Source organism: Rhizobium sp. 11_C7_N12_5, from assembly GCF_051811145.1.
Lineage (GTDB): Bacteria > Pseudomonadota > Alphaproteobacteria > Rhizobiales > Rhizobiaceae > Rhizobium > Rhizobium lusitanum.
The window spans coordinates 3,821,929-3,843,198 of record NZ_JBPWPY010000001.1 but is presented as its reverse complement, the minus strand read 5'-3'; the positions used below and the strand labels follow the sequence as shown (position 1 = coordinate 3,843,198).

Here is a 21,270-nt window from a genome sequence, read left to right as displayed (position 1 = left end):
GACGCAATCCCATGAAGAATAAAGACCAGCTCTCGCTCTATCTCAGCGGCGGTTCGTCCAGCCGGACACTACCGCCAATCGATCAAAGGCCAATCAGCGAACTCTATTTTGCAATCCTTCCCGATCCGGAGATCGCCGCAAAGAGTCACAAGCTTGCAGGCAATTTCCATCGACGGTACCGGTTTTTCGCGAAGCCGCGAAAAGCCAATCTTCTCCATGTGACGCTCTATACTATCGGCTCTTTTCGCTACTTGCCCGAAGAGACGGTGTTTGCGGCGATGGAAGCCGCCTCTAGAGTTAGGAAGCCGTCCTGTTCAGTAGTCTTCGACCGGGCTGTCAGTTTCGGCAATGGCGATAATCGCCCGCTTGTTCTATGGAACGAGAATGGAAACACCGAACTCAAGGCGATCTATCAGGAATTGGTCGATGCCATGCGGCTTACCGGCATTGCGCCCATCAAGGAAAAGCCCATCGAGCCGCATATGACGCTACTCTATCAGGGCCATCCAGTTCCCGACACCGTGCTAGAGGAACCTGTGAGCTGGACAGCTAAAGACTTCGTCCTCATCAACAGCCTACAGGGTGAATCAATCCACGAGCATCTTTGCTATTGGACTTTGCGCGACTGAACAGCCCGTTCAAACCTTCGGCTGATTGTCATCCGCCATCACCGCCGCCACCGCATCCTCGACGCTGAAGCTGCAGCGGCTCTCGAGGTCGGCGATGCCGGCTGCCGCCATGAGATCGCGCACCCGATCATGCGCACGAGCGAATTGCACGCGGATGCCGGCGCGGCGCATGGCGCCATCGAACTCCATCAAGGCATCCATCCCCGTGCTGTCCAGATCGAAGCTCTCTTCAAGGCTGAGAACGACGGCCCGCAATCCCGCCTCGCTGCGGCTGCGCGACAGGATCTCGCCGAAGATCGTGTCGGCATTGCCGAAAAACAGCGTCTCGCCTGGTCGCCAGATGACAATGCCCGGCATCTCGGACGCATCGCCGTGCCGGCTGATATCGACGAAGTTGTGACTGCTGCCGAGGCGCCCCAGTCGGGCGACATAGGGCGAGGCCAGTCGATGCATCATCGCGGCAAGCGAGAGTGCGATCGCCAGCAGCATGCCGTTGAGGACACCAAAAATCAGCACACCCGCAGCAGCGCCGATCGCGACGTAGAAATCGCGATGCAGCCGCCGCAGATGCAGGATCGGGCTGGGATCGAGCGCATGCGTGAGGGCTGCAATCACCACTGCCGCCAGCACCGGCTCGGGCAGAAGCGCCACCAGCGGCCCGGCGCAGGCAATCAGAATGGCAAGGCCGATGGCGGCGAAAACAGTGGTTGCGCGTGTCTTCGCGCCGGCCGCCTCGCTGGCGAAACCGGCGGAAAAACCGGCGCCGACGGGCATGCCCTGGACGAGGGCGCTGGCGATATTGGCGGCGCCGAGCGCGCCGAGTTCGCGATTGACCTCCAGCGTCTCGCCATAGCGCAGCGCCAGCGCCCGCATGGTGCCCCAGGATTCGGCAAAGAGGATGAGCACGAGGGGCACTGTAAACTGCACCAGCCGCGAATAGGCCATCCAGCCGGCATCCGGCAGCGACGGCCATTGCGGCAGGATCTCGATTGCACCGACCAGCTTGACGCCATGCGCCTCCAGACCGAACAGGTATGAAGCGAGAATGCCGGCGCCAAGCACGAGGAAGGCGCCGGGAACACCCGGCAATCGCTTGAGCAGCAGCAATGCCGCAAGCGCCACGACGCCGACGGCGACGCTGATCGGATTCCACTGCAGAACCGCGCCGAACAGGGCTGCCGCGTAGATAAAGATGTTCGAGCCCTGCACGGGCACGCCCACGAGGATGGGCAGCTGGTGCAGGATGATGGTGATCGCGAGACCCAGCGCGAAGCCGCGCAGCACCGGTCGGGAAATGAAGCCGGTGATGCCGCCGAGGCGTAAGGCCGAAGCGACGACAAACAGAGCGCCGGCGAGCGCGACGGCGACCGTGGCCAAACCGGCCTTGACCGTGGCGTCACCGGGCATGACCGCCAGCGTCGCGGCGAGAATGGCAGCGGACGAGGATGTCGGAGAGACGATGGCGAAGCGGCTGCGGCCGAACACGGCATAGACGAGACATCCGGCGATGCCGGCAAGAATGGCCCGATGCGGCGGCAGGCCGGCGATGCCGGCGTAGGCAACGGCTTCCGGCAACATCAGGCCGGCAACCGATATGCCCGCAACCAGATCCGCCCTGTCCACCACGAACCAGCTGCTCAGCTTCGTCATCGATCACCGACCATAGGGATGGCTCATCTGTTTATGGATAGAGATTCGCCGCCAAGCTGCAACAGGAAAATAAGCTGGCAAACCTTCGGCTTACACCGCCGCTTCGGCGCCATCGCGCAAGGGACAGCTTCTGCCGATCACTTCGGTGACAAAATCCATGACGGCGCGAATGGCCAGCGAGCGACGCAGATCCGGATAGGTCACGAGCCAGAGATCCCGCGTCGGTGAAGGAGTGGCCACAGGCAAGCGCATCAGCCCCGCTTCGGCATCCCCCAGAAACGCAGGGAGCGCCACAACACCTAGACCGGCACGGGCAGCCTCGAGCTGACCGAAAACATCTGTGGCACGAAACACGATCGGGCGGCCGGCCAGCAGGCTGCGCAGCCAGGTCTGCTGCGTCAGGTGCTCCATCGCCGCGTCGTAGCCGATGAAAGACCAATCCTCCTCAGGCATTTGCGCCACAGCCGGGATGGCATAGAGGCCGAAGCGCATCACGCCGATACGCCGGACAAGCAGATCGCTCTCCTCCGGCCGCGTCATGCGCACGGCGATATCGGCCTCGCCGTAATTGAGGGCGGCGCGGCGTGTAACACCGGCAATGGTCAATGTAATATCCGGATGCTCGGCACGAAAGACGGCTGCTTTCGGGGCCAGAAGATGAGCGGCGATCGATGGCGGCGCGCTGATCTTGACCGCGGCGGAAAGCCCGGCGACAGCGCTTTTCGAATAGCGCCTGATCGCCTCGACATTGTCCTCCATGCCGGCGACCAGTTCGGCGATAGCGCGGCCATCGGCCGTCAGCGGCGACGTGCGCGGCCGCCGGTCGATCAGGCGCAGATCCAGCGAGCGCTCCAGTGCGGCAATGCGCCGGCCGACGGTTGCGTGATCCACGCCCAACTCGCGCGCCGCCGCCGAGAGCGAGCCCGTTCGCGCCAGGGCGGCGAAATGAAGAAGGTCCTGCCAGTCGATCATCGGTGCATTATTGCACAGATATGGTGAACTCATACCGAATTTATTCAGGCTGATGTTTGTGGTCAAAGATTTCCTGAAAGGAGACTTCCCAATGCCCCTAGCGATTGTCATCACCGGCCCCGGCGGCCCCGAGACCATGAAAGCCGTTGATCTTCCCATTACAGAGCCAGGCTCCGGCCAGGCCCGGATCCGTCAAAGCATCTCAGGCGTCAATTTCGTCGACATCTACATCCGCTCCGGGCTCTATCCGCTGCCGCCCGGCCAGAGCGCCCTCGGCTTCGAGGGCGCGGGCGTCGTCGACGCGATCGGCCCCGGTGTCGAAGAGCTGAAAGTTGGGGATCGCGTCGCCTATATCGGCCATCCGCTCGGGAGCTATGCCGAGATGCGCACGCTATCGGCATCGCGGCTGGTGAAACTGCCCGATGGCGTCAGCGAGCGGGTTGCCGGCAGCACGATGCTGCGCGGGCTCACCGCCCACATGCTGCTGCAGAAGGTCTATCCGCTGAAAGCGGGCGAATGGGTTCTCGTGCATGCGGGGGCCGGTGGCGTCGGCCAGCTGGTTACGCGTCTCGCCAAGCGGCTTGGCGCCAACGTCATCGCCACGGTCGGTTCCGAAGCCAAGGCCGGTTTTGCCTATGAGGCCGGCGCGGACACCGTTCTCCTGCACACCGCCGAAGACTGGGTGGAGGAGACCCGCCGCATCGCCGATCGTCGTGGCGTGCATCTCGCTATCGACGGTATAGGCGGTGCCATGCTGTCGCAGACGCTTGCCGCCGTGCGCCCCTTCGGGATGGTTGCGAGCCTCGGCCAGGCTGCCGGACCCATCCCGCCGATCGAGATAGAGGAATTGACCGCGCCGCGCGCCATCGGCCTGTCGCGTCCGAGTGTGCTGACCTATGCCAACGATCCCGAGCTCTACCGACAGGGCACCAAGGCCCTGATGGAATACCTGCAGGCCGGGCTGATCAATCCGATCGGCGCCGAGTACGAACTGAAGGACGCGGCCCGAGCGCATGCGGACCTTGAGGCCGGACGCACGACGGCGAGCGTCGTATTGACGATGTGAGCCCTTTCGAGCGGGGTTGACCACGGCCCCGCTCCCGTGGCGAAGAACCTTCTAAGCCCCACGCACAATCGCATCATCCCGTCAATGGCTTTTGCTGCAAAGCAGCAATTCCATTGACCGGGGCGGCCCTCGCCTGCTACCGATTGTTCGTGGCGCCGCATGGCCGGTCGGCTATCGCCGCCATCTCTATCCGATACGAATCCCGATTTTTCGTGGCAAACAGCATGGACACCGCGCTTGCCGGTGCCCGCAGGCGATATCCCGTGAACACTGCTTCCCAGACCATCCGGTTCAACTCGACCCTGGCTCTCGTTTCCATCGTCGCGCTGACATTCTTCGGCTACCTGGCCATTGGCCTGCCGCTTGCGGTACTCCCGACCTATGTCGATAGCGGCCTCGGTTTCGGCGTCGTCTGGGCCGGCATCGCCATCAGCACGCAATATGTGGCAACCATCGTCAGCCGCGCGCAGGTGGGGCGGCTGTGCGATCAGTACGGGCCGCGCCGTTCGGTCCTGCTCGGTTTTCTCGCCTATGGGCTTTCCGGTATCCTGACGCTCGCCTCCGCATTGACCGTCCATGTTCCGGCGGCGAGCCTGGCATTGCTGCTCGCGGGACGCCTGGCGCTCGGCATCGGCGAAAGCTGGGTCAGCACGGCGGCGATCACCTGGGCGATCGGTCTGATGGGATCGCGCGAAACCGTGCGCATCATCTCCTGGAACGGCATCGCCACCTATGGCGGCATTGCGCTGGCAGCACCCTTCGGCGCCTGGCTGCAAGGCCAATATGGTTTCTTCGCCATAGGCATCGTGACGATCGTTCTCGCCGTTGCCGGGTTCATGCTGGCGCAAACACGGCCGCCCGTACCCGGCGTCAAGGAAAAGGGCATCGGCACCGGCCAGGTGCTGAGCCGCATCGCGCCCTTCGGCGTGGCGCTGGCGCTGGCCTCCAGCGGCTTCGGCGTGGTCATGGCCTTCGTCGCGCTGTTCTTCCACAGTCGCGGCTGGGAGGGCGCCTCCTTCGCGCTCAGCGCCTTCGGCCTCGCTTTCATGGGCGTCCGGCTTGGCCTGGCGCAAGCCGTTGCCCGGTTTGGCGGCCTGCCGCTTACGCGTATCTCGCTTGTCGTTGAGATGATCGGCCTCGCAGCACTCGCCCTTGCGCCCTCGCCCACCATCGCCATTATCGGCGCGGCCCTTGCCGGCGCCGGCTTCGCACCGGTCTTTCCGGCACTCGGCAACGAGGCGATGGAGCGGATTCCACCACAAAACCGTGGTGTCGCGCTTGGTCTTTATTCCATCTTCCTCGACGTCTCGCTCGGCACGACGGGCCCGATCGCAGGCCTGCTCGCCGACCATCTCGGCTATGCCGCGCCTTTTTCCTTCGGTGTCGGCGCCGTGCTGCTCAGCCTTCTTCTGAGCCTCGGCCTGCGCCGGAATCGCCGTCTCTGACAGGCATCGGGGCAATCCGCCTCATTGACGCTCCGAAGCAACAACGGTTGCAGGACGGGGCAACGGCTTGGTATGGGTCTGAGATCATAACCAGCAGGAGGCTCGCCCATGAACGTCACCGAAATTGTCATCGAGGGCGATACTCCGGGGATTGCCTGGCGGCTGCCAGTCCTGCATTTCGCCGGCAGTAAAGCCGACGCGCCGAGGATCTACATCCAGGCCGCGCTCCACGCCGGCGAGCTGCCTGGGACGGCGCTCCTGCATTTCCTCTGCGAACGGCTGCGGCGCGCAGGGTTGGAAGGGGCGATACTTAGCGACATCGTCGTGGTGCCGCACGCCAATCCGATCGGTGCTGCGCAATCGCATTTCGGCGAGATGCAGGGACGCTTCGACCTGGGATCGCGCACCAATTTCAATCGCGATTTCCCGCTGATTTCGTTGCGCGACCGCGATCTGCTGATCGACAATCTCGACCGTTATCCGGCAGTCGACCGGCTGAAGCGCCAGCTGATCCATATGGCGCTCGGCGCCGATCTGGTGATCGATCTCCATTGCGACGACGAGTCTCTGCAATATGCCTATATCGACGAGGCCTTCTGGCCCGAGGCGGCCGATCTCGCCGCCGCCTTGAATATGGATGCCGTGCTGCTATCGGACGGCGAAAGCTCGGCCTTCGAAGAGGCCGTCAGCTTCGCCTGGAAATATGAAGTGCCGGGAGAGAAGAAAGTACCGTTGCCGGGCAAGCTTTCGGTCACAGTCGAATTGCGCGGGACGCGCGATGTCTATCCGGACATGGCAAAGCAGGATGCCGAAGGGTTGTGGCGCTTCCTGGCCGCCCGAGGGGCCGTGCGCGACGACAGCGTTGATCTTGCCGCCTTTACCGGGCCGGCGGTGCCGCTCGACAATATCGAGATGATCCGCGCGCCGCAGGCAGGCACGGTGCTCTTCCATCGCAACATCGGCGAACGCGTCGAAGAAGGCGATTTGCTGGCGACGATCATCACCGCGCCCGGCATGCCGGGTGGGACCATCGACGTCCGTGCGCCACAAGCCGGCCTCATCGTTACCCGCGTCTCGGACCGGCTGGTGCGCCGGCGCGGCGACCTGATGAAGATCGGCTGCGACAGGCCGAGCGCGGTCGCCCGCAAGCCGGGCACGCTCGAAGACTAGCGGCCGTCGATCACCTTGCACCGTATGGCGAAGGCGATGGCGGCCGCCTCCCTGAGAAGCGCGCCGAAGCGACGAACTTGATCCAGAGTGATGGCCATGGCCGCGCGGCCGGCGCGGACCGCTATGCCGAAGATTGTGCGATTTCCTGTCACGATCATGCCTCCGATCGAATTGATGCAGGCGATGTTCAGAGCATCGAAGGCAGCGTCGAAAACGACGCCGCCTCATATATATGTATGCATACTGCATATAAATTAGCTGAATGTCAAGGTCGCCGTTCGACGTTACGTCATGACGGTGATAGGGCACCTGTCCTGGTCGCAGACTCCCTGGTCGCAGACGCGGCAGACCACATCCTGATCGTCCCCGAGATCGACCAAAGCCGGCAGCAGCTTTTCCGCCAGGCGACCGAGTTGTTCGGTCTCCTCAGGCCCCAGCGCTTTGAACGCCCGGCGAATGACGGCGCGGCGGGCGGCGAGGCTCTTGTCAAACAGCGTCCGCCCGCTCTCCGTCAGTTGCAATGATCGGGCGCGCTTGTCGCCTTCGACGCCGCCGGCCCTGAGCACGAGATCCGATGTCACGAGTTGATCGACAAGGCGAACGGTCGCGGAATGGGAGAGCGCAATCAGTCTGCGCAGGGTCTCGATCGTCAGGCCCGGCTCGGTGCCGATCTGGACGATGGCCGCGATGGCGCTCGGCCCAAGGCCGGTTTCGTCGGCGAAGGCCTTTTCCATCTTGTCCACCAGAGCCAGGCTCATGGCGCCGAAGATGTTTTCCAGCCGCGATATTTCCCTATCCGTCGCCATACCCTATTCCACCGCCATAAATATGCATGATGCATATTTACAGGAAAATCAGCTGTGATCGCAACGGCCAGGCGAACCGCTGCTCCATCTGGCCGGCTTTTCCCCGCCTTCGCTTGCGTGCTATGCGCTATCCGACAGCAAGAGACGGATTCGCCATGACGATCACCATTTACGGCATCAAGAACTGCGACACGATGAAGAAGGCGCGGACATGGCTCGAGAGCCACGGCATCGCCTATGATTTCCACGACTACAAGGCCATCGGCATAGACAGGGATCATCTCGAGCGCTGGACGAGCGAAGCCGGGTGGGAAGTCGTCCTCAATCGCGCCGGCACGACCTTCAAGGCTCTGCCGGACGCAGACCGCGCGGACCTGACGAAGGACAAGGCCATTTCGCTGATGCTGGCGCAACCTTCCATGATCAAGCGGCCCGTGCTTGAGGCGGAAGGAAAACTGCTTGTTGGATTCAAGCCCGAAATTTATGCGGCTGTCTTCGGCAAGACCGCCTAGAGGCAAGGCCATGTCAAAGACCACCCGCGCGACGCAAGTGCTGACCCAGGCGAAGGTCGCCTTCACCGTGCATACCTACGACTACGATCCGAATGCCGAACGCGTCGGCATGCAGGCGGCGGAAGCGCTTGGCGAGGAGCCGCATCGCGTGCTGAAGACCTTGATGGCCGAGGTGGACGGCAAGCCGGTCTGTGCCGTCGTGCCCTCAGACCACGAAGTCAGCATGAAGAAGCTCGCTGCTGTCTTCGGCGGCAAATCGGCGAGCATGATGAAGCCTGCGGATGCCGAGCGTCTGACGGGTTACCACGTCGGCGGCATCAGCCCCTTTGGCCAGAAAAAGCTCGTGCCGACCGCCATCGAGGCCCAGGCAATGACGGAGGCCCATGTCTATGTCAACGGCGGCCAACGCGGCCTGCAAGTACGGCTCAGCCCGCAGGATGTATTGGCCGTTTTGAAGGCCAAGGCGGCATCGCTGATTGCCTGATCGGCACCGCGGACTGACAAACCGCCTTCATTTTCGCCGCAAAGCGGTCTAAGTCTGGGGACCATCCTTCCGATCAAACACGCAGGTTTTGCCATGACGCCCGACTCCCCCAACAACCATCCCGTCGATCACGCCAAGCTGGAGAAGCTTGCGGAAGTGGCCGTAAAGGTCGGGTTGCAGCTGCAGTCTGGCCAGGATCTGCTGATCACCGCGCCAGTCGCCGCGATGCCGCTGGTGCGGCTGATCACGCGCGAGGCCTACAAGGCCGGCGCGGGACTCGTCTCCACCTTCTATTCGGATGAGGAAACCACGCTTGCCCGCTACGAATACGGCCAGGATGCAAGCTTCGACCGTGCGGCGAACTGGCTTTACGAAGGTATGGCCAAGGCCTTTTCCAATAACACCGCGCGCCTTGCCATTGCCGGCGACAATCCGATGCTGCTCTCCAACCAGGATCCGGCGAAGGTGGCACGCGCCAGCCGTGCCAATTCGGCTGCCTATAAGCCGGCGCTGGAGAAGATCTCGAATTTCGATACCAACTGGAACATCGTCGCCTACCCGAACTCCTCATGGGCAAAGCTGGTATTCCCCAACGACCCGGAAGCGATCGCCGTCGCCAAGCTCGCCAAGGCGCTCTTCGCCGCCTCGCGCGTCGACGTCGCCGACCCGATCGCGGCCTGGGCAGAGCACAATGCCAATCTGCGCAAGCGCTCCGAATGGATGAACGGCCAGCGCTTCGCCGCCCTGCATTTCCAGGGTCCGGGCACCGACCTGACGGTCGGTCTCGCCGACGGCCATGAATGGCATGGCGGCGCCTCGACTGCCAAGAACGGCATCACATGCAACCCGAACATTCCGACGGAAGAGGTCTTCACCACGCCACATGCGCTGCGCGTCGAGGGTCATGTCTCGTCGACCAAGCCGCTGTCGCACCAGGGCACACTGATCGACAATATCCAGGTCCGTTTCGAAGAAGGTCGCATCGTCGAGGCCAAGGCGACGCGTGGGGAAGAGGTGCTGAACAAGGTGCTCGACACCGACGAGGGTGCCCGCCGGCTCGGTGAAGTGGCGCTGGTGCCGCATTCCTCGCCGATCTCGGCCAGCGGCATCCTGTTCTACAACACGCTCTTCGATGAAAACGCATCGTGCCACATCGCACTCGGCCAATGCTATTCGAAGTGCTTCGTTGACGGAGCGTCGCTGAGCCAGGAGCAGATCAAGGCGCAGGGCGGCAATTCCAGCCTGATCCACATCGACTGGATGATCGGCTCCGACAAGGTCGACATCGACGGTATCAAGCCGGACGGTTCGCGCATGCCGGTCATGCGCAAGGGCGAGTGGGCGTAGGCAGGGACAGAGCTAAAGGGCGGCAAGAGCCGCCCTGACGCGGGCAAGATGAGCCTTGCGTCCGGCTTCGCTGACACGGTCCATGTCGTGCAGCGCCAGCATGCGGAAATTCAGCCGCTTGGCACAGAAGGCGGCAATGCCGCGCTTCAGCAGACGCCGCACCGGATTGCCCATGTAGAGGTGGACGATCCACCAGGGCGAACCGGTCGTCGTCAGCGCCCAGAACAGGCGGATATTGGTGAGCTTCGGCACGATGCGGCCGCCGGCGGGATCGTGCGTGAAAGCGATGCCGGGCGCAAAAGCGCGATCGAAGAAGCCCTTGAGAATGGCCGGAAAATTGAACCACCATTGCGGGAAGACCAGTATGAGGCCCTCGGCCGCGCGCAGCCGCGCGACGATGGTGTCGACGCCCGATGCATCATAGGGCTGGTCGAAATAGCCGCGCCGCTCGGCTTCGGACAGGCGCGGGTCGAAGCCCTCACGATAGAGATCGAGCAGATCGACCTGATGCCCTCCGGCGGCAAGCGTCTCCTCCGCAACCCTTGCCACCGCAGCGGCAAAGCTATCCTCCAGCGGATGGGCCAAGACCAGCAGGATACGCATCAAAAAAGACTTCCCTGCTTCGGCGGAGCGGCGGGATCGGCTGCCTTTGCGCTTCGCTTCTTCGATGGCGGCGTACCGGCTGACGGCGTTGTCTCACCATCGCTCGTGACCGCGCCGACGCGGCCATCGGCGAATTCGATCGAGATGGCGGCACCAGCCGTAAGCGCGGCGGCAAGAGAAACCGGCCGGTCGTCTTCGTCGCGCACCACGGCATAGCCGCGTTTCAGGACGTTCTTGTAGGACAGCGACTGCAGAATCCGCTCCTGCGCGACGAGTTCGCTGCGCGCGCGCGTCAACTGATGCCGTATCGCCGTGTCGGCGTGGCGGACGAGATTGCCGAGGCGATCGCGGGCCCGGCCGGTTTGCGCTTCCAGGCGCGACGGCAACGTGGCGAAGACGGCATCGGCCCTGTCTATACGAGCGCGGGAACGGTCGATCATGCGCTCGATGGTGCGTTCGGCGCGGGTCATGCGCTCGTTGAGCTGCTGGCGGCGCTCGGCAATCCGGTTCGACAGGATATCCGGCCGCAGCTGCGAGGCCATGCGCTCGAAGGAACGGCGCTTATTCAAAGTATTCAGCTCCAGCCCACGGCCCAGGCCGGCGGCCGCCTCATCGAAGCGACGGCGCGGCAAGGCGAGAAGCTGGTCGAGCGAAGGCAAAGCGCGCAGGAGCGCACGCACCGCCTGCCGCCGCTGGTCCATCTGCCTGGTGACACCGCCCTGCAGACGGGCGGAAAGACTTGCGAGCTGCGCCTCCAGTTCGGCCTTGACCGGCACAGCCATTTCCGCCGCTCCCGTCGGCGTCGGCGCACGCACGTCGGCGGCATAATCGATCAGCGTCCAGTCGGTCTCGTGACCGACGGCGGAGATCAGCGGGATCTCGCTGGCGGCGGCGGCGCGAACGACAACCTCGTCGTTGAAACTCCAGAGATCCTCCAGACTGCCGCCGCCGCGCGCGACGATCAGCACGTCGGGCCGCGGGATCGGGCCATTGGGGGCGAATTCATTGAAGCCGCGAATGGCGTTTGCCACCTCGTCGCCGGACCCCTCGCCCTGCACCTTCACCGGCCAGACCAGCACATGCACGGGAAAGCGATCGGAAATGCGATGCAGGATGTCGCGGATGACGGCGCCGGTCGGCGAGGTGACGACACCGATCACGCGGGGCATGAAGGGAAGGCGGCGCTTGCGCTCGGGATCGAAAAGGCCTTCGGCGCCAAGCTTGCGCTTGCGCTCCTCCAGCAGCGCCATCAGCGCACCAGCGCCGGCCGGCTCCAGCGTCTCGATAACGATCTGATATTTCGACGAACCGGGAAAAGTCGTCACCTTGCCCGTCGCGATGACCTCCATCCCCTCTTCAGGACGGAATTTCAGCTTCGAGAATGTGCCTTTCCAGATTACCGCGTCGATGCGGGACCTGTCATCCTTCAGCGAGAAATAGGCATGGCCCGAGGAATGCGGCCCGCGATAGCCGGAGATTTCCCCGCGCACGCGCACCTGGTCGAACGCATTCTCGACCGTGCGCTTGATCGACCCGGACAATTCCGAGACGGAATATTCCGTCAGGTTCGACGGCGAATCACTCTCAAAAAAGCTGCTCATGGGCTTTTTCTAACCGATGTCGCGAAAAATGCGGAGCCTTGTGCGTAACGCCTTCAATCGGAATCGATTGAAGGAAAGGATTATGCGCAGATTTAAAGTGCTCCTGTGTCCTTTGCGCGTCCCACAGGACACGCGGAGCTTATTGCTTCATCAAACGTTAACCCTGTCGACAAAGCCTTTCTTAGCCATCCGTGCGTAATTCTGTGCAAAGTGATTTTTGGTAAAGAGGATATGGAGCGATGATATTCGTGACCGCCACGATCATCGGAATTGCCGCCGGCCTGCAGCGCTCGACGATCGCTGCGATGCTGGGTGTGGCGCTGGTGAGTATCGCCTTCATGGCAGCCGTCGCCGTCTCCATCGTTGTGCCGCCGCTGACGACGCTGTTCGTCGCGCTGGGCGGCTACAATCTCGGCTTCATCGGCTATCTCATTACCACCGATATGATGGAGCACGGCCGCCGCGCCTAGGATCGCTCCTGCGGCTTGAACCGGAAGAACTGCACATCCGATTTGGTCGGTGTGGGAATGGGCTCGAGATAAGCGGGCACATGGCCCGCGCCCAGCTGAGCATAGAGTCCCCGAGGTTTCAGTTCGGACAGCGTCTCCACCTGCGGATCGCCCTTGCAGAATGCGACCAGCGTCACATGCGCGTCGCGCAGAAGCGCTTCCGCCTGCTGCGGCTCCGCAAGGCCGATATGCAGTTCGGCCAGCATCCCATCCGGATCACGATGATATGGGCCGGACAAGGTGCGATGCGGCGTGAAGCGCAGCAGCGGTGCACCCATGTTGGATGCCGCAGCTATGACCCCCGGCGGAAGGTTGGCAATCGGCGCCAGAGCTTCCTTTGACGCGCAGTTCGACGTCTCTTTGGCCTTGGCGGGTGGGGCGACGGTAAAGCTGTTGACGATGCCTTTATCTGCAAGCGCGCCGCCGACGGCCCATACGGCCGGCGCAGAAATCAAGGCCGTCACCACATAGAAGAAGGCAGCGCCGACATCCTCGGTATCGGCCGCCGAGATACGGCGCAGATCGGCGAGCAGCAATGCCAGCGGTGGAATGGCAAGCAGATTGGAAAATTCCGCGCCACGAACCTGCACGAGCGTGATCGCCCAATTGACGGCGACCAAGGCCATCAGGATCGCATGCAAACGGGCGCGTTCACCGCGCATAATGCGGAACGCGCAGACAAGCATCGCCAGGAAGCCCGTCGCGTAGAACGCACCGAGCCCGTCCGGTGTTGTGCGAGCGATCGAGAAGATCGACTGCGCCTCGGTCACCTTGCTCAGCCAGAGTTCCACCAGCATCGGGTCCAGATCGGCAAGCGGATTGCGCAGGCATTGCGGAGCGATCGCGACGGTCGTGGCTAAGACCGCTGCACCATTGGCCGCCAGCACGGCCATGCGCCACGGCCGGGACAGACGGCTGGCGAAGAGTGCGGACAGGAGGAGCCCGACGCAGCCGACGCTGATGATGCCATAAAAGCCGAGCGAGAGATTGTCGCAGGTGACCATCGAATAGAGGCGCGGCGGCACCAGCGAGAAGAAAGCGCCGCTGACGGCAATCGTCAGCGTCAGGGCAAAAGCCCGGGCGGCGGGCGCAAAGACCGCGCCGTCCCAGGCCCACAAACAGGCGACCGCCACGCAGGCGACCGCCACGAAGGGCGTCGTCTCCGCACCAATACCGAGCTGGATGGCAAGGGCGACAGCAGCGATGGCGAAATTGCGGGGCTTGTAGCTTTCGTCGGCCAGCATGGCGACCGCAAGGGCGACGAGGCCGAGCTGAATATTGTCGTGATCGATGGATCCCGGCACGAAACGGCCTGAGGTCAGAACAAACAACGATGTCAGGATCAGCGAAAAATGCATGCCTTCGACGCCGCCGATGCGGCGGCCCGCGAGGCCCATGAAGGCCATCAGCGGCAGCACGAGCATGAGCGGCCAGACGGTCAGCGCCGCCGCCTCCGCGCCTTCCGGCGAGAAGAACAGCCGGAAGAAGAGGATGAGGCTGGCGATCGGCAGATCGATGAAGCGCGACCAATGCATCAACGTTCCGCCGTCGAGACCGAGGCGGTATTGCATCATGTCGAACCAGCCCTGACCACCCAGGAAATCTCGCACTTCGACAAGACGCATGACGTCGTCATTGTCGGGGCCGACATAGTCCGTGAGGTGGCGATGAATGACCAGCTGGGCGAGGATGATGACGATGGCGTAGATCAGTGGCACAAGGACAGGATGTGACTTGCGCAGCAATGCTTTCCTTTCTGCCGCCGCAGCTGCTTCGGGCGGCATTGCCAGCGTCTGTGCCATGTTGATGAACCCTGTATTTGAAGGATATTCGAGGCTGCACGCTAATCGCTGTGCATCAAGAAAAAGTAAAGCGCGTGCACGCGGCGGCATCCATCACGACAATGTTCCCGGCAAGGGCGGCATTCCCGCCATTTTTCCTTCGCAACCATAGGGTCTTATTAACAGCCAACGGGATAAGCTCTCGTCCGGATCGTCCATCGGGCCTCAACTTGAAATCACGCGTAGGAACCGGCCAAGACCATGTGGAATGAGAAGTTGAACATCGCCGTTCTTCTGCCCTGCTACAACGAAGCCGCCACGATCGGCGATGTCGTTCGCGGTTTTCGTAGGGCGTTGCCGGATGCCGGCATCTATGTCTACGACAACAACTCGACCGATGGCACGGCGCTGCATGCCATGCTCGCTGGCGCGACCGTGGTGCGCGAACGGCGGCAAGGCAAAGGGCACGTCGTGCGGCGCATGTTCGCCGACATCGACGCCGATATCTATGTCATGGCCGACGGCGACGGCACCTATGCGCCCGAAGACGCCGAAGAGCTCATCCGCACGCTACTGACGGAAGGCGCCGACATGGTCGTCGGCACTCGCCGCAACGTTCACAACGACGCCGGTCGCCAGGGCCACGCCTTCGGCAACCGCATCTTCAACTGGCTGTACCGTACGATCTTCGGCGCGGATTTCACCGACATCTTCTCCGGCTATCGCGCCTTCTCCCGCCGTTTCGTGAAGAGCTTCCCCGCCGTGTCGGGCGGTTTCGAGATCGAGACGGAGATGTCGGTTCATGCCTCGCGGCTGAAGCTGCCCGTCAGCGAGCTGGAACTCGATTACGGTCGGCGGCCGGAAGGCTCGCACTCGAAACTCTCCACCTTCCGCGACGGCTGGAAGATCCTCTGGATGTTCGCGATGCTGATGAAGGAAACGCGGCCTTTCGTCTTCTTCGGCATTCTCGGCGTCATTTCCATGGAACTGAGCATCGGCTTCTCGATCCCCGTCCTCGTCGAATATTTCGAGACCGGCTTCGTGACGCGCATGCCGACCTGGGTGCTCTCCGTGGCGCTGATGATGATTTCCTTCATGCTGTTCACGGCCGGACTGATACTCGATTCCGTCGCCCGTGCCCGCGCAGAACAGCTGCGCATCCACTATATGAGCTTGGCCAAGCCATCATCCCGCCAGATCGGCGACGACAGGCCGGTCTACATGGCGGAACTCGAAAAGCCGGTGAGCCGGAAGAAAAGGGCAAAGGCCGCATGAAGAAGCTTTTTCGCTTCCTGATCGCTGGCAGCGTCGGCTTTGTGGTCGATGCGGGCGTGCTTCACCTGCTGCTCTGGTTCACGCCCTTCGGCCCTTTCATCGGCCGGGCGATATCGATACCGAGCGCGCTGCTTGCCACGTGGTTTCTCAACCGCAATTTCACCTTCGGCCGCTCCGACCGTTCGCTTGCGGCCGAAGGCTTCCGCTATGGCTCGGTCGGCCTGACCTCGGCATTGCTGAACTATACTCTGTTCAGCTCGCTGCTGGTGGCCGAGCCGAGCTTGCGCCCGATCATCGCGTTGACGCTGGCATCGGCGGCGGCGACCGCGTTCAGCTTCTTCGGCTATTCACGCTTTGTCTTCCGCCACCGGCAAAATCCCTGAGAAGCCGGTTCAGACCGGCTCCCAGCCATCCTTCTCGCTGGCGCGGTAGATGGCATCGATGACCTTCTGATTGAGCTTCGAGCTTTCCAGCGATACGACCTCCGCCCCCTCACCGAGTGCCGCCGAAGCGAAGGCTTCCGCCTCGCGCTTGTATTGGCGGCTGTCGGGGAAGCGGAAGATCTGCGATTCCGTGTGGCTGCGATTGGTCAGCTCCAGTTCCTCGGCGCCGTAGCGATCGGCGTTGAAGGGCGATTTCACCTCGATGAAGCCTTCCGTGCCGTGGAAGACCATGATCTGGCGATTGGCCATCTGCGTCGAGATGTAGAAGCTCATTTCGAAATCGCCGAAATCGGCTTTGACGCTGGAATAGATGTCGGTGCCGAATTCCGGGTCGCGCTCGGTCACTGCCTGGATGCGCAGGGGTTCGCGGCCGGTGACGAAACGGGTGCTGATGGTCGGGTAGACGCCGATATCGGGCAGGCCGCCGCCGCCGAGCGACGGAATATTGCGCATGTTGCCGGCATCACGATTGAAATAGGTGAAGGCGCCCTGGATATGGCGCAGGCGGCCGATGGCGCCATCGGCCAGCAGCGAGCGGACCTTCCGCCATACCGGTGCATAGGTGACCATATAGGCCTCTGTCACCAGCACCTTGTTGCGGTCGCGGGCCACGATGAGGCTGTCGATTTCATCCGCCTTGAGCGCGATCGGCTTTTCACAAAGTACATGCTTGCCGGCATCGGCGGCCTTGATCGTCCATTCGACGTGCTGCGACGTCGGCAAGGGAATATAGACGGCATCGATGGTGTCGGAGGCGAGCATTTCCTCATAGGAACCGAAGGCGTGCGGCACGGAGAAGCGGTCGGCCATCTGCCGGGCGCGCGCCAGGTCGCGGCTGGCGATGGCGGTGACAACGCAATTTTCCGCATCCTGAATGGCCGGCACCACCAGTTCGCGGCCGATTTTTGCCGTCGATAGAATTCCGAAACGCAACATGATCTTCCTCCTGAAGCATCATCCCGAAGCGAACGGCCGCAGCGATGGTCGCGACACGGCCTTCCGGCGGGATCCCTTGTCAATACGGCGGGTGGAGAGCGAAACGAGACCATTCCGCTCTGGGCAAAACCAAGAGCAACCTTATTCGGCCGTTTCAGATGGCGCAACGGCTTGGGGACGATCATTGCTCGCAGACATCTCGCCGAACTGTATGAAGACATGTCCGAATTTGTCCTCTTTCTGTCAGATAGGTGGCTTTCGGACCTTTTGACTGGCGCCTAGTTTCGGCTATCCTTTCAACCATAGGAGATACGAAAATGTCCCATCCCGGCACCGCATTGCTGGTTATCGATGTTCAGGAATCGTTTCGCCAGCGTCCCTACTGGCAAACAGACGACCTGCCCACCTTCACCAGCCGCCTGCAGGCGCTGATCGATGGGGCCAAGGCCAGGGGCATTCCCGTCGTCCAAATCTTCCATGTCGACGACGATCCGCATTTCAGCCTGAAAAGCGGCTATGTGCGCACGCTCGATGAGGTCTCGCTGGAAGCCGATGCAATATTTCACAAAGCTCGCCACTCGGCACTCGTCGGCTCCGGCCTGGATGTCTGGCTGGTGGAAAACGGTATCCGCAAGGTCATCGTCTCGGGCATCCGCACCGAACAGTGCTGCGAGACGACGACCCGGCATGCATCCGATCTCGGCTACGAAGTCGACTACGTGACTGCGGCGACGCTGACCTTCCCGATGACGCATGCTTCGGGCACGGTCTTCAGTGTCAACGATATCAAGAAGCGCAGCGAACTGGTGCTGTCAGGCCGCTTCGCCCGCATCGCAACGGTCGAAGAAGCACTTGTCGATGCCCCGATCCGGAGCGCTGCATGAGCCATAGCGACGGACGCCTCCATCGCCGGAACATTCCCGTCTACGTCCTTCTGCCGCCCTATACGCTGCTGATGGATGTGGCCGGGCCGATGGAGGTGCTGCGCCGCGCCAACATCGAACAGGACGATATCCGGTTCGACTATCGTTTCATCGCCGCCCGCCCCTCGCAAACGACCTCGGTCGGGTTGACGCTTGCCGATCTCGAACTCCTGCCAGATCACATTCCCGACGACGCCTATGTCATCATATCCGGCAGCGTCACGCCGCCTGATGATGCCGAAGACATCGAGCGGGAAATCGACACGCTTGCCGCATGGCTGAAAGCTGCAATCCGCCCCGGCATTGTCCTCGTCACCATCTGCTCGGGCGCCGTCATTGCGGCCCGTGCCGGCCTGATGGACGGCTACGCATGCACGACGCATGCCGGCTGTATCGATGAAGTCCGACAATATGCCCCGACCGCTAGGGTTCTCGACAACCGGCTCTATGTCGAAGACCGGGAACGTTATTCCAGCGCTGGCATCACGACAGGCACAGACCTGATGCTGCACCTCACCTCCAAGCTGACCTCGCCGATAACCGCTTTGACGATCGCCCGTCATATGGTCGTCTACATGCGAAGAACCGGTGCCGAACCGCAGCTTTCGCCTTGGCTCAGCGGCAGAAACCATGTGCATCCCGCCATCCACCGCGTTCAGGATGCAATCATGGCCGATCCCGCCCATAGCTGGTCGCTCTCAGAACTCGCCGGCATCGGCGCGATGAGCGCACGGCATATTTCCCGGCTGTTCCAAGAGCATGCCGGCCTGTCGGTCACCGGCTATGTCAACCTGATGCGCGTCACGCTGGCGCGCGACGTGCTCGCCAATTCACGGCTCGACATGGAGCGCGTGGCGGAGAAGTCCGGCTTCGCCTCACCAAGACACATGCGGCGTGTCTGGTCGAAATACAACACGCTGCCGCCCAGCCACTATCGACGCTCAACGCCAGAATAAAGAAATCGTTAGTGGAATTTCACGGCTTGCGGCGGTAGCCTTCCTTGTCCTTCCCCTCCGGCGCCTCTGACGCCGGCTTCCCGCTCAAGTGATTTGGAGAGATATCATGGACCTGCGCAAGCTTGGACGAACCGATCTTTTTGTTGCCCCCATCGTTTTCGGCGGCAATGTCTTTGGCTGGACAGCCGATGAGAAGACCTCCTACGCACTGCTCGACGCCTTCTTCGACGCCGGCTTCAACACGATCGACACGGCTGATGTCTATTCGCGCTGGGTTCCCGGCAACAAGGGCGGCGATTCCGAGGAGATCATCGGCAAATGGCTGAAGCAGGGTCGCGTCGCCCGCGACAAGGCCATCATCATCACCAAGGTGGGCTCGGACATGGGTCCGGGCAAGAAGGGTCTCAAGGGCGACTATATCGTCGAAGCCGTCGATGCCTCGCTGAAGCGGCTGCAGACCGACTATATCGACCTCTACCTGTCGCACTGGCCGGATCCGGAAACGCCGCACGAGGAATCGCTTGCCGCCTATGCGAAGCTAAAGGAGCAGGGCAAGATCCGCCATGTCGGCTGCTCCAACCTCGATGCGAAGCAATTGCAGGCATCGCTCGATGCCGCCGCCAAGGCCGGCCTGCCGCGCTATGACGTGCTGCAGCCGGAATATAACCTCTATGCACGCGACAGCTTCGAGGGGGCGCTGGCGGATCTTTGCGTGAAGGAAGAGATCGGCGTCATCACCTATTTCAGCCTCGCAGCCGGCTTCCTGACCGGCAAATACCGCACCAAGGCGGATACGGAGGGACGGGCGCGCGAAAATCGCGTGGCAGCCTATCTCGACGACAAGGGTTTTCGCATTCTCGCGGCGCTCGACAAGGTTTCCGCCGAAACCGGCTCGAAGCCGGCCGAGGTCGCGCTTGCCTGGCTCTTGCGCAAGCGCGGCGTGACCGCTCCGATCGCCAGCGCCACTAGCCTCGGGCAGCTCGACGCGCTAATCAATTCGGCGAAACTCTCCCTTTCCGATGAAGCCATGCGCCTGCTCGACGAAGCCGGCGCCTAAGCAAGGGCCAACAGATGACCGTGACGATCCGTGACGCCAGACCCGAGGACGAAGCGCGCTGGCGGGCGCTCTGGGATGGCTATCTCGCCTTCTACGGCGTCACCATTGCTGCTGATATCACCGATGCGACATGGCGCCGGGTCTTCGATCCGGCGTCGGCAATCTTCATGCGCGTGGCCGAGGTTGACGGCGAGGTAAAGGGTTTCACGCTCTGCATCACGCATGAGGGCACATGGGTGCGCGCACCGGACTGCTACCTCGAAGATCTGTTCGTCGATGAAAGCGCCAGGGGTCGCGGTGTCGGCCGGGCACTGCTGGACGACCTCGTCGCGCTCTGCAAGAAAAACGGCTGGGTGCGCCTCTACTGGCACACGGACGAAACCAACGCGACCGCCCGCAAACTTTACGACACCTATGTCGAGAGCGACGGGCATATCCGGTACCGCATCAACATCTGAGCTTCGGAAAGCCCTCGTAAAGGGCGGAATGATCACCCTCCCAGTTCGCCATGCCCGGCTTGGTGAGCATGCCGCGCGGGCTGACATAGCTCTGGATGGTCCGCATCGGCCGCTCATGCCACTGGATGTTGAAGGCCCAAAGCTTCGGGAAGAAGCACAGCGAAGCGTAAGGCAGGTGGTCGTGGATCCACCAGGCAAGTTTCTGCCAATCGCCCTCGTGACTGTGATGGTCGATCAGCCAGGGCACGACAATGCAGACGGCCGCACCCATGCAGCCATCGAGATCGCGCATGTCCCAGATATGATGTGCGGCGGTATGGGCATTGGTGGAGCAATTGAGCCCATTCCTGTTGCCGAAGGCATTGACATCAGGCGAACGATAGCCGGAACGGATATGCAGACGGCCGAAGGTCGTCTCCAGCGGCTCCAGCAATTCCTCGCACAGCCTTCGACCCGCCTCGATCGCCAGATTCGGATCCTCGGGGATGTTGGGGATGCGATAGAAATCCGCGATCTCCGAATGCAGGAAATCGCGGAAGAAGAAGTTCTTTGACAGTCTGACGCGGCCAAGCTCTTCCAAACCCTTCATCGACCCCGGCTTTTTCATCGGCAACACCCCCTATTCCCTGTCGTCGATTCAACATTCC

Annotated in this window: 24 protein-coding genes; 15 read left to right on the top strand and 9 right to left on the bottom strand. The window is 62.2% G+C overall.

What is annotated here, in order from left to right; genetic code table 11:
* Positions 1 to 11 precede the first annotated feature (11 nt).
* Positions 12 to 629, top strand: coding sequence for a 2'-5' RNA ligase family protein (locus tag AB8B29_RS18785; protein WP_092574479.1), 618 nt, complete (start codon positions 12 to 14; stop codon positions 627 to 629).
* Between the two features lie 9 nt (positions 630 to 638).
* Here AB8B29_RS18785 and AB8B29_RS18780 read toward each other — a convergent pair whose 3' ends face one another.
* A complete protein-coding gene (locus tag AB8B29_RS18780) occupies positions 639 to 2,279 on the bottom strand; it encodes a SulP family inorganic anion transporter (RefSeq protein WP_092574481.1) in 1,641 nt (546 codons plus the stop codon).
* Between the two features lie 90 nt (positions 2,280 to 2,369).
* Positions 2,370 to 3,284, bottom strand: a complete 915-nt coding sequence (locus tag AB8B29_RS18775) for a LysR family transcriptional regulator (protein WP_245297499.1) — start codon at positions 3,282 to 3,284, stop codon at positions 2,370 to 2,372.
* Between the two features lie 58 nt (positions 3,285 to 3,342).
* On the opposite strand from AB8B29_RS18775, the gene AB8B29_RS18770 reads away from it, so the two are divergent.
* The 3 genes from AB8B29_RS18770 to AB8B29_RS18760 all read left to right on the top strand — a co-directional run bounded on the left by AB8B29_RS18770 (position 3,343) and on the right by AB8B29_RS18760 (position 6,932).
* Positions 3,343 to 4,317, top strand: coding sequence for a quinone oxidoreductase family protein (locus AB8B29_RS18770; RefSeq protein ID WP_047556319.1), 975 nt, complete (start codon positions 3,343 to 3,345; stop codon positions 4,315 to 4,317).
* 263 nt (positions 4,318 to 4,580) lie between these two features.
* Positions 4,581 to 5,762, top strand: a complete 1,182-nt coding sequence (locus AB8B29_RS18765) for an MFS transporter (RefSeq protein WP_092574525.1) — start codon at positions 4,581 to 4,583, stop codon at positions 5,760 to 5,762.
* A gap of 108 nt (positions 5,763 to 5,870) precedes the next feature.
* On the top strand, positions 5,871 to 6,932 hold the full coding sequence (locus tag AB8B29_RS18760; protein ID WP_092574483.1) for a succinylglutamate desuccinylase/aspartoacylase domain-containing protein: 1,062 nt from the start codon (positions 5,871 to 5,873) through the stop codon (positions 6,930 to 6,932).
* Here AB8B29_RS18760 and AB8B29_RS18755 read toward each other — a convergent pair.
* Both AB8B29_RS18755 and AB8B29_RS18750 read right to left on the bottom strand, forming a co-directional pair.
* Positions 6,929 to 7,084, bottom strand: coding sequence for a hypothetical protein (locus tag AB8B29_RS18755; protein WP_162693711.1), 156 nt, complete (start codon positions 7,082 to 7,084; stop codon positions 6,929 to 6,931). The two genes, AB8B29_RS18760 and AB8B29_RS18755, sit on opposite strands and share 4 nt — an antisense overlap.
* 132 nt (positions 7,085 to 7,216) lie before the next feature.
* Positions 7,217 to 7,738: a MarR family winged helix-turn-helix transcriptional regulator gene (locus tag AB8B29_RS18750; RefSeq protein WP_092574485.1), complete on the bottom strand. Its 522-nt coding sequence runs from the start codon at positions 7,736 to 7,738 to the stop codon at positions 7,217 to 7,219.
* Positions 7,739 to 7,893: 155 nt separating this feature from the next.
* Here AB8B29_RS18750 and AB8B29_RS18745 point away from each other — a divergent pair, with 155 nt between their 5' ends.
* From AB8B29_RS18745 to AB8B29_RS18735, 3 genes are all read left to right on the top strand, one after another.
* Complete coding sequence (locus AB8B29_RS18745) at positions 7,894 to 8,250, top strand: ArsC family reductase (protein ID WP_047556420.1); 357 nt, start codon at positions 7,894 to 7,896, stop codon at positions 8,248 to 8,250.
* 10 nt (positions 8,251 to 8,260) lie between these two features.
* Positions 8,261 to 8,734, top strand: coding sequence for a Cys-tRNA(Pro) deacylase (gene ybaK, locus AB8B29_RS18740; protein ID WP_092574487.1), 474 nt, complete (start codon positions 8,261 to 8,263; stop codon positions 8,732 to 8,734).
* 93 nt (positions 8,735 to 8,827) lie between these two features.
* Positions 8,828 to 10,081, top strand: a complete 1,254-nt coding sequence (locus tag AB8B29_RS18735) for an aminopeptidase (RefSeq protein WP_439006659.1) — start codon at positions 8,828 to 8,830, stop codon at positions 10,079 to 10,081.
* Between the two features lie 12 nt (positions 10,082 to 10,093).
* On the opposite strand, the gene AB8B29_RS18730 is transcribed toward AB8B29_RS18735, so the two are convergent.
* Both AB8B29_RS18730 and xseA read right to left on the bottom strand, forming a co-directional pair.
* On the bottom strand, positions 10,094 to 10,684 hold the full coding sequence (locus AB8B29_RS18730) for an NAD(P)H-dependent oxidoreductase (protein ID WP_047556326.1): 591 nt from the start codon (positions 10,682 to 10,684) through the stop codon (positions 10,094 to 10,096).
* Positions 10,684 to 12,285 (bottom strand): exodeoxyribonuclease VII large subunit, encoded by a 1,602-nt coding sequence (gene xseA / locus AB8B29_RS18725; RefSeq protein WP_092574491.1) that lies wholly within the window; start codon positions 12,283 to 12,285, stop codon positions 10,684 to 10,686. The genes AB8B29_RS18730 and xseA overlap by 1 nt, the downstream gene beginning before the upstream one ends.
* Before the next feature lie 239 nt (positions 12,286 to 12,524).
* On the opposite strand from xseA, the gene AB8B29_RS18720 reads away from it, so the two are divergent.
* Positions 12,525 to 12,755 carry a hypothetical protein gene (locus AB8B29_RS18720; RefSeq protein ID WP_037197208.1) on the top strand — a complete coding sequence of 77 codons (231 nt, stop codon included), beginning with the start codon at positions 12,525 to 12,527 and terminating at the stop codon, positions 12,753 to 12,755.
* Here the strand turns inward: AB8B29_RS18720 and AB8B29_RS18715 are convergent.
* Entirely contained in the window at positions 12,752 to 14,596 is a 1,845-nt protein-coding gene (locus AB8B29_RS18715; protein WP_037197207.1) for a hypothetical protein, read from the bottom strand. The genes AB8B29_RS18720 and AB8B29_RS18715 overlap by 4 nt on opposite strands.
* On the opposite strand from AB8B29_RS18715, the gene AB8B29_RS18710 reads away from it, so the two are divergent.
* The 3 genes from AB8B29_RS18710 to AB8B29_RS18700 all read left to right on the top strand — a co-directional run bounded on the left by AB8B29_RS18710 (position 14,529) and on the right by AB8B29_RS18700 (position 16,233).
* Positions 14,529 to 14,747, top strand: a complete 219-nt coding sequence (locus AB8B29_RS18710) for a hypothetical protein (RefSeq protein WP_162732653.1) — start codon at positions 14,529 to 14,531, stop codon at positions 14,745 to 14,747. The two genes, AB8B29_RS18715 and AB8B29_RS18710, sit on opposite strands and share 68 nt — an antisense overlap.
* Before the next feature lie 89 nt (positions 14,748 to 14,836).
* Positions 14,837 to 15,850 (top strand): glycosyltransferase, encoded by a 1,014-nt coding sequence (locus AB8B29_RS18705; protein WP_037197205.1) that lies wholly within the window; start codon positions 14,837 to 14,839, stop codon positions 15,848 to 15,850.
* A complete protein-coding gene (locus AB8B29_RS18700; protein ID WP_037197204.1) occupies positions 15,847 to 16,233 on the top strand; it encodes a GtrA family protein in 387 nt (128 codons plus the stop codon). Before AB8B29_RS18705 ends, AB8B29_RS18700 begins: the two co-directional genes overlap by 4 nt.
* A gap of 9 nt (positions 16,234 to 16,242) precedes the next feature.
* On the opposite strand, the gene AB8B29_RS18695 is transcribed toward AB8B29_RS18700, so the two are convergent.
* Entirely contained in the window at positions 16,243 to 17,229 is a 987-nt protein-coding gene (locus AB8B29_RS18695) for a Gfo/Idh/MocA family protein (RefSeq protein ID WP_439006657.1), read from the bottom strand.
* Positions 17,230 to 17,546: 317 nt separating this feature from the next.
* Here AB8B29_RS18695 and AB8B29_RS18690 point away from each other — a divergent pair, with 317 nt between their 5' ends.
* From AB8B29_RS18690 to AB8B29_RS18675, 4 genes are all read left to right on the top strand, one after another.
* A complete protein-coding gene (locus AB8B29_RS18690) occupies positions 17,547 to 18,113 on the top strand; it encodes an isochorismatase family protein (RefSeq protein WP_037197201.1) in 567 nt (188 codons plus the stop codon).
* The gene (locus tag AB8B29_RS18685) at positions 18,110 to 19,108 is read left to right on the top strand and encodes a GlxA family transcriptional regulator (protein WP_439006656.1); all 999 of its coding nucleotides are present in this window, start codon (positions 18,110 to 18,112) and stop codon (positions 19,106 to 19,108) included. Before AB8B29_RS18690 ends, AB8B29_RS18685 begins: the two co-directional genes overlap by 4 nt.
* A 106-nt stretch (positions 19,109 to 19,214) precedes the next feature.
* The gene (locus AB8B29_RS18680) at positions 19,215 to 20,165 is read left to right on the top strand and encodes an aldo/keto reductase (RefSeq protein WP_037197199.1); all 951 of its coding nucleotides are present in this window, start codon (positions 19,215 to 19,217) and stop codon (positions 20,163 to 20,165) included.
* Between the two features lie 14 nt (positions 20,166 to 20,179).
* Positions 20,180 to 20,623, top strand: a complete 444-nt coding sequence (locus tag AB8B29_RS18675) for a GNAT family N-acetyltransferase (protein WP_037197197.1) — start codon at positions 20,180 to 20,182, stop codon at positions 20,621 to 20,623.
* Here the strand turns inward: AB8B29_RS18675 and AB8B29_RS18670 are convergent.
* Positions 20,613 to 21,230 carry a hypothetical protein gene (locus tag AB8B29_RS18670; protein ID WP_037197195.1) on the bottom strand — a complete coding sequence of 206 codons (618 nt, stop codon included), beginning with the start codon at positions 21,228 to 21,230 and terminating at the stop codon, positions 20,613 to 20,615. The two genes, AB8B29_RS18675 and AB8B29_RS18670, sit on opposite strands and share 11 nt — an antisense overlap.
* Positions 21,231 to 21,270: the final 40 nt, after the last annotated feature.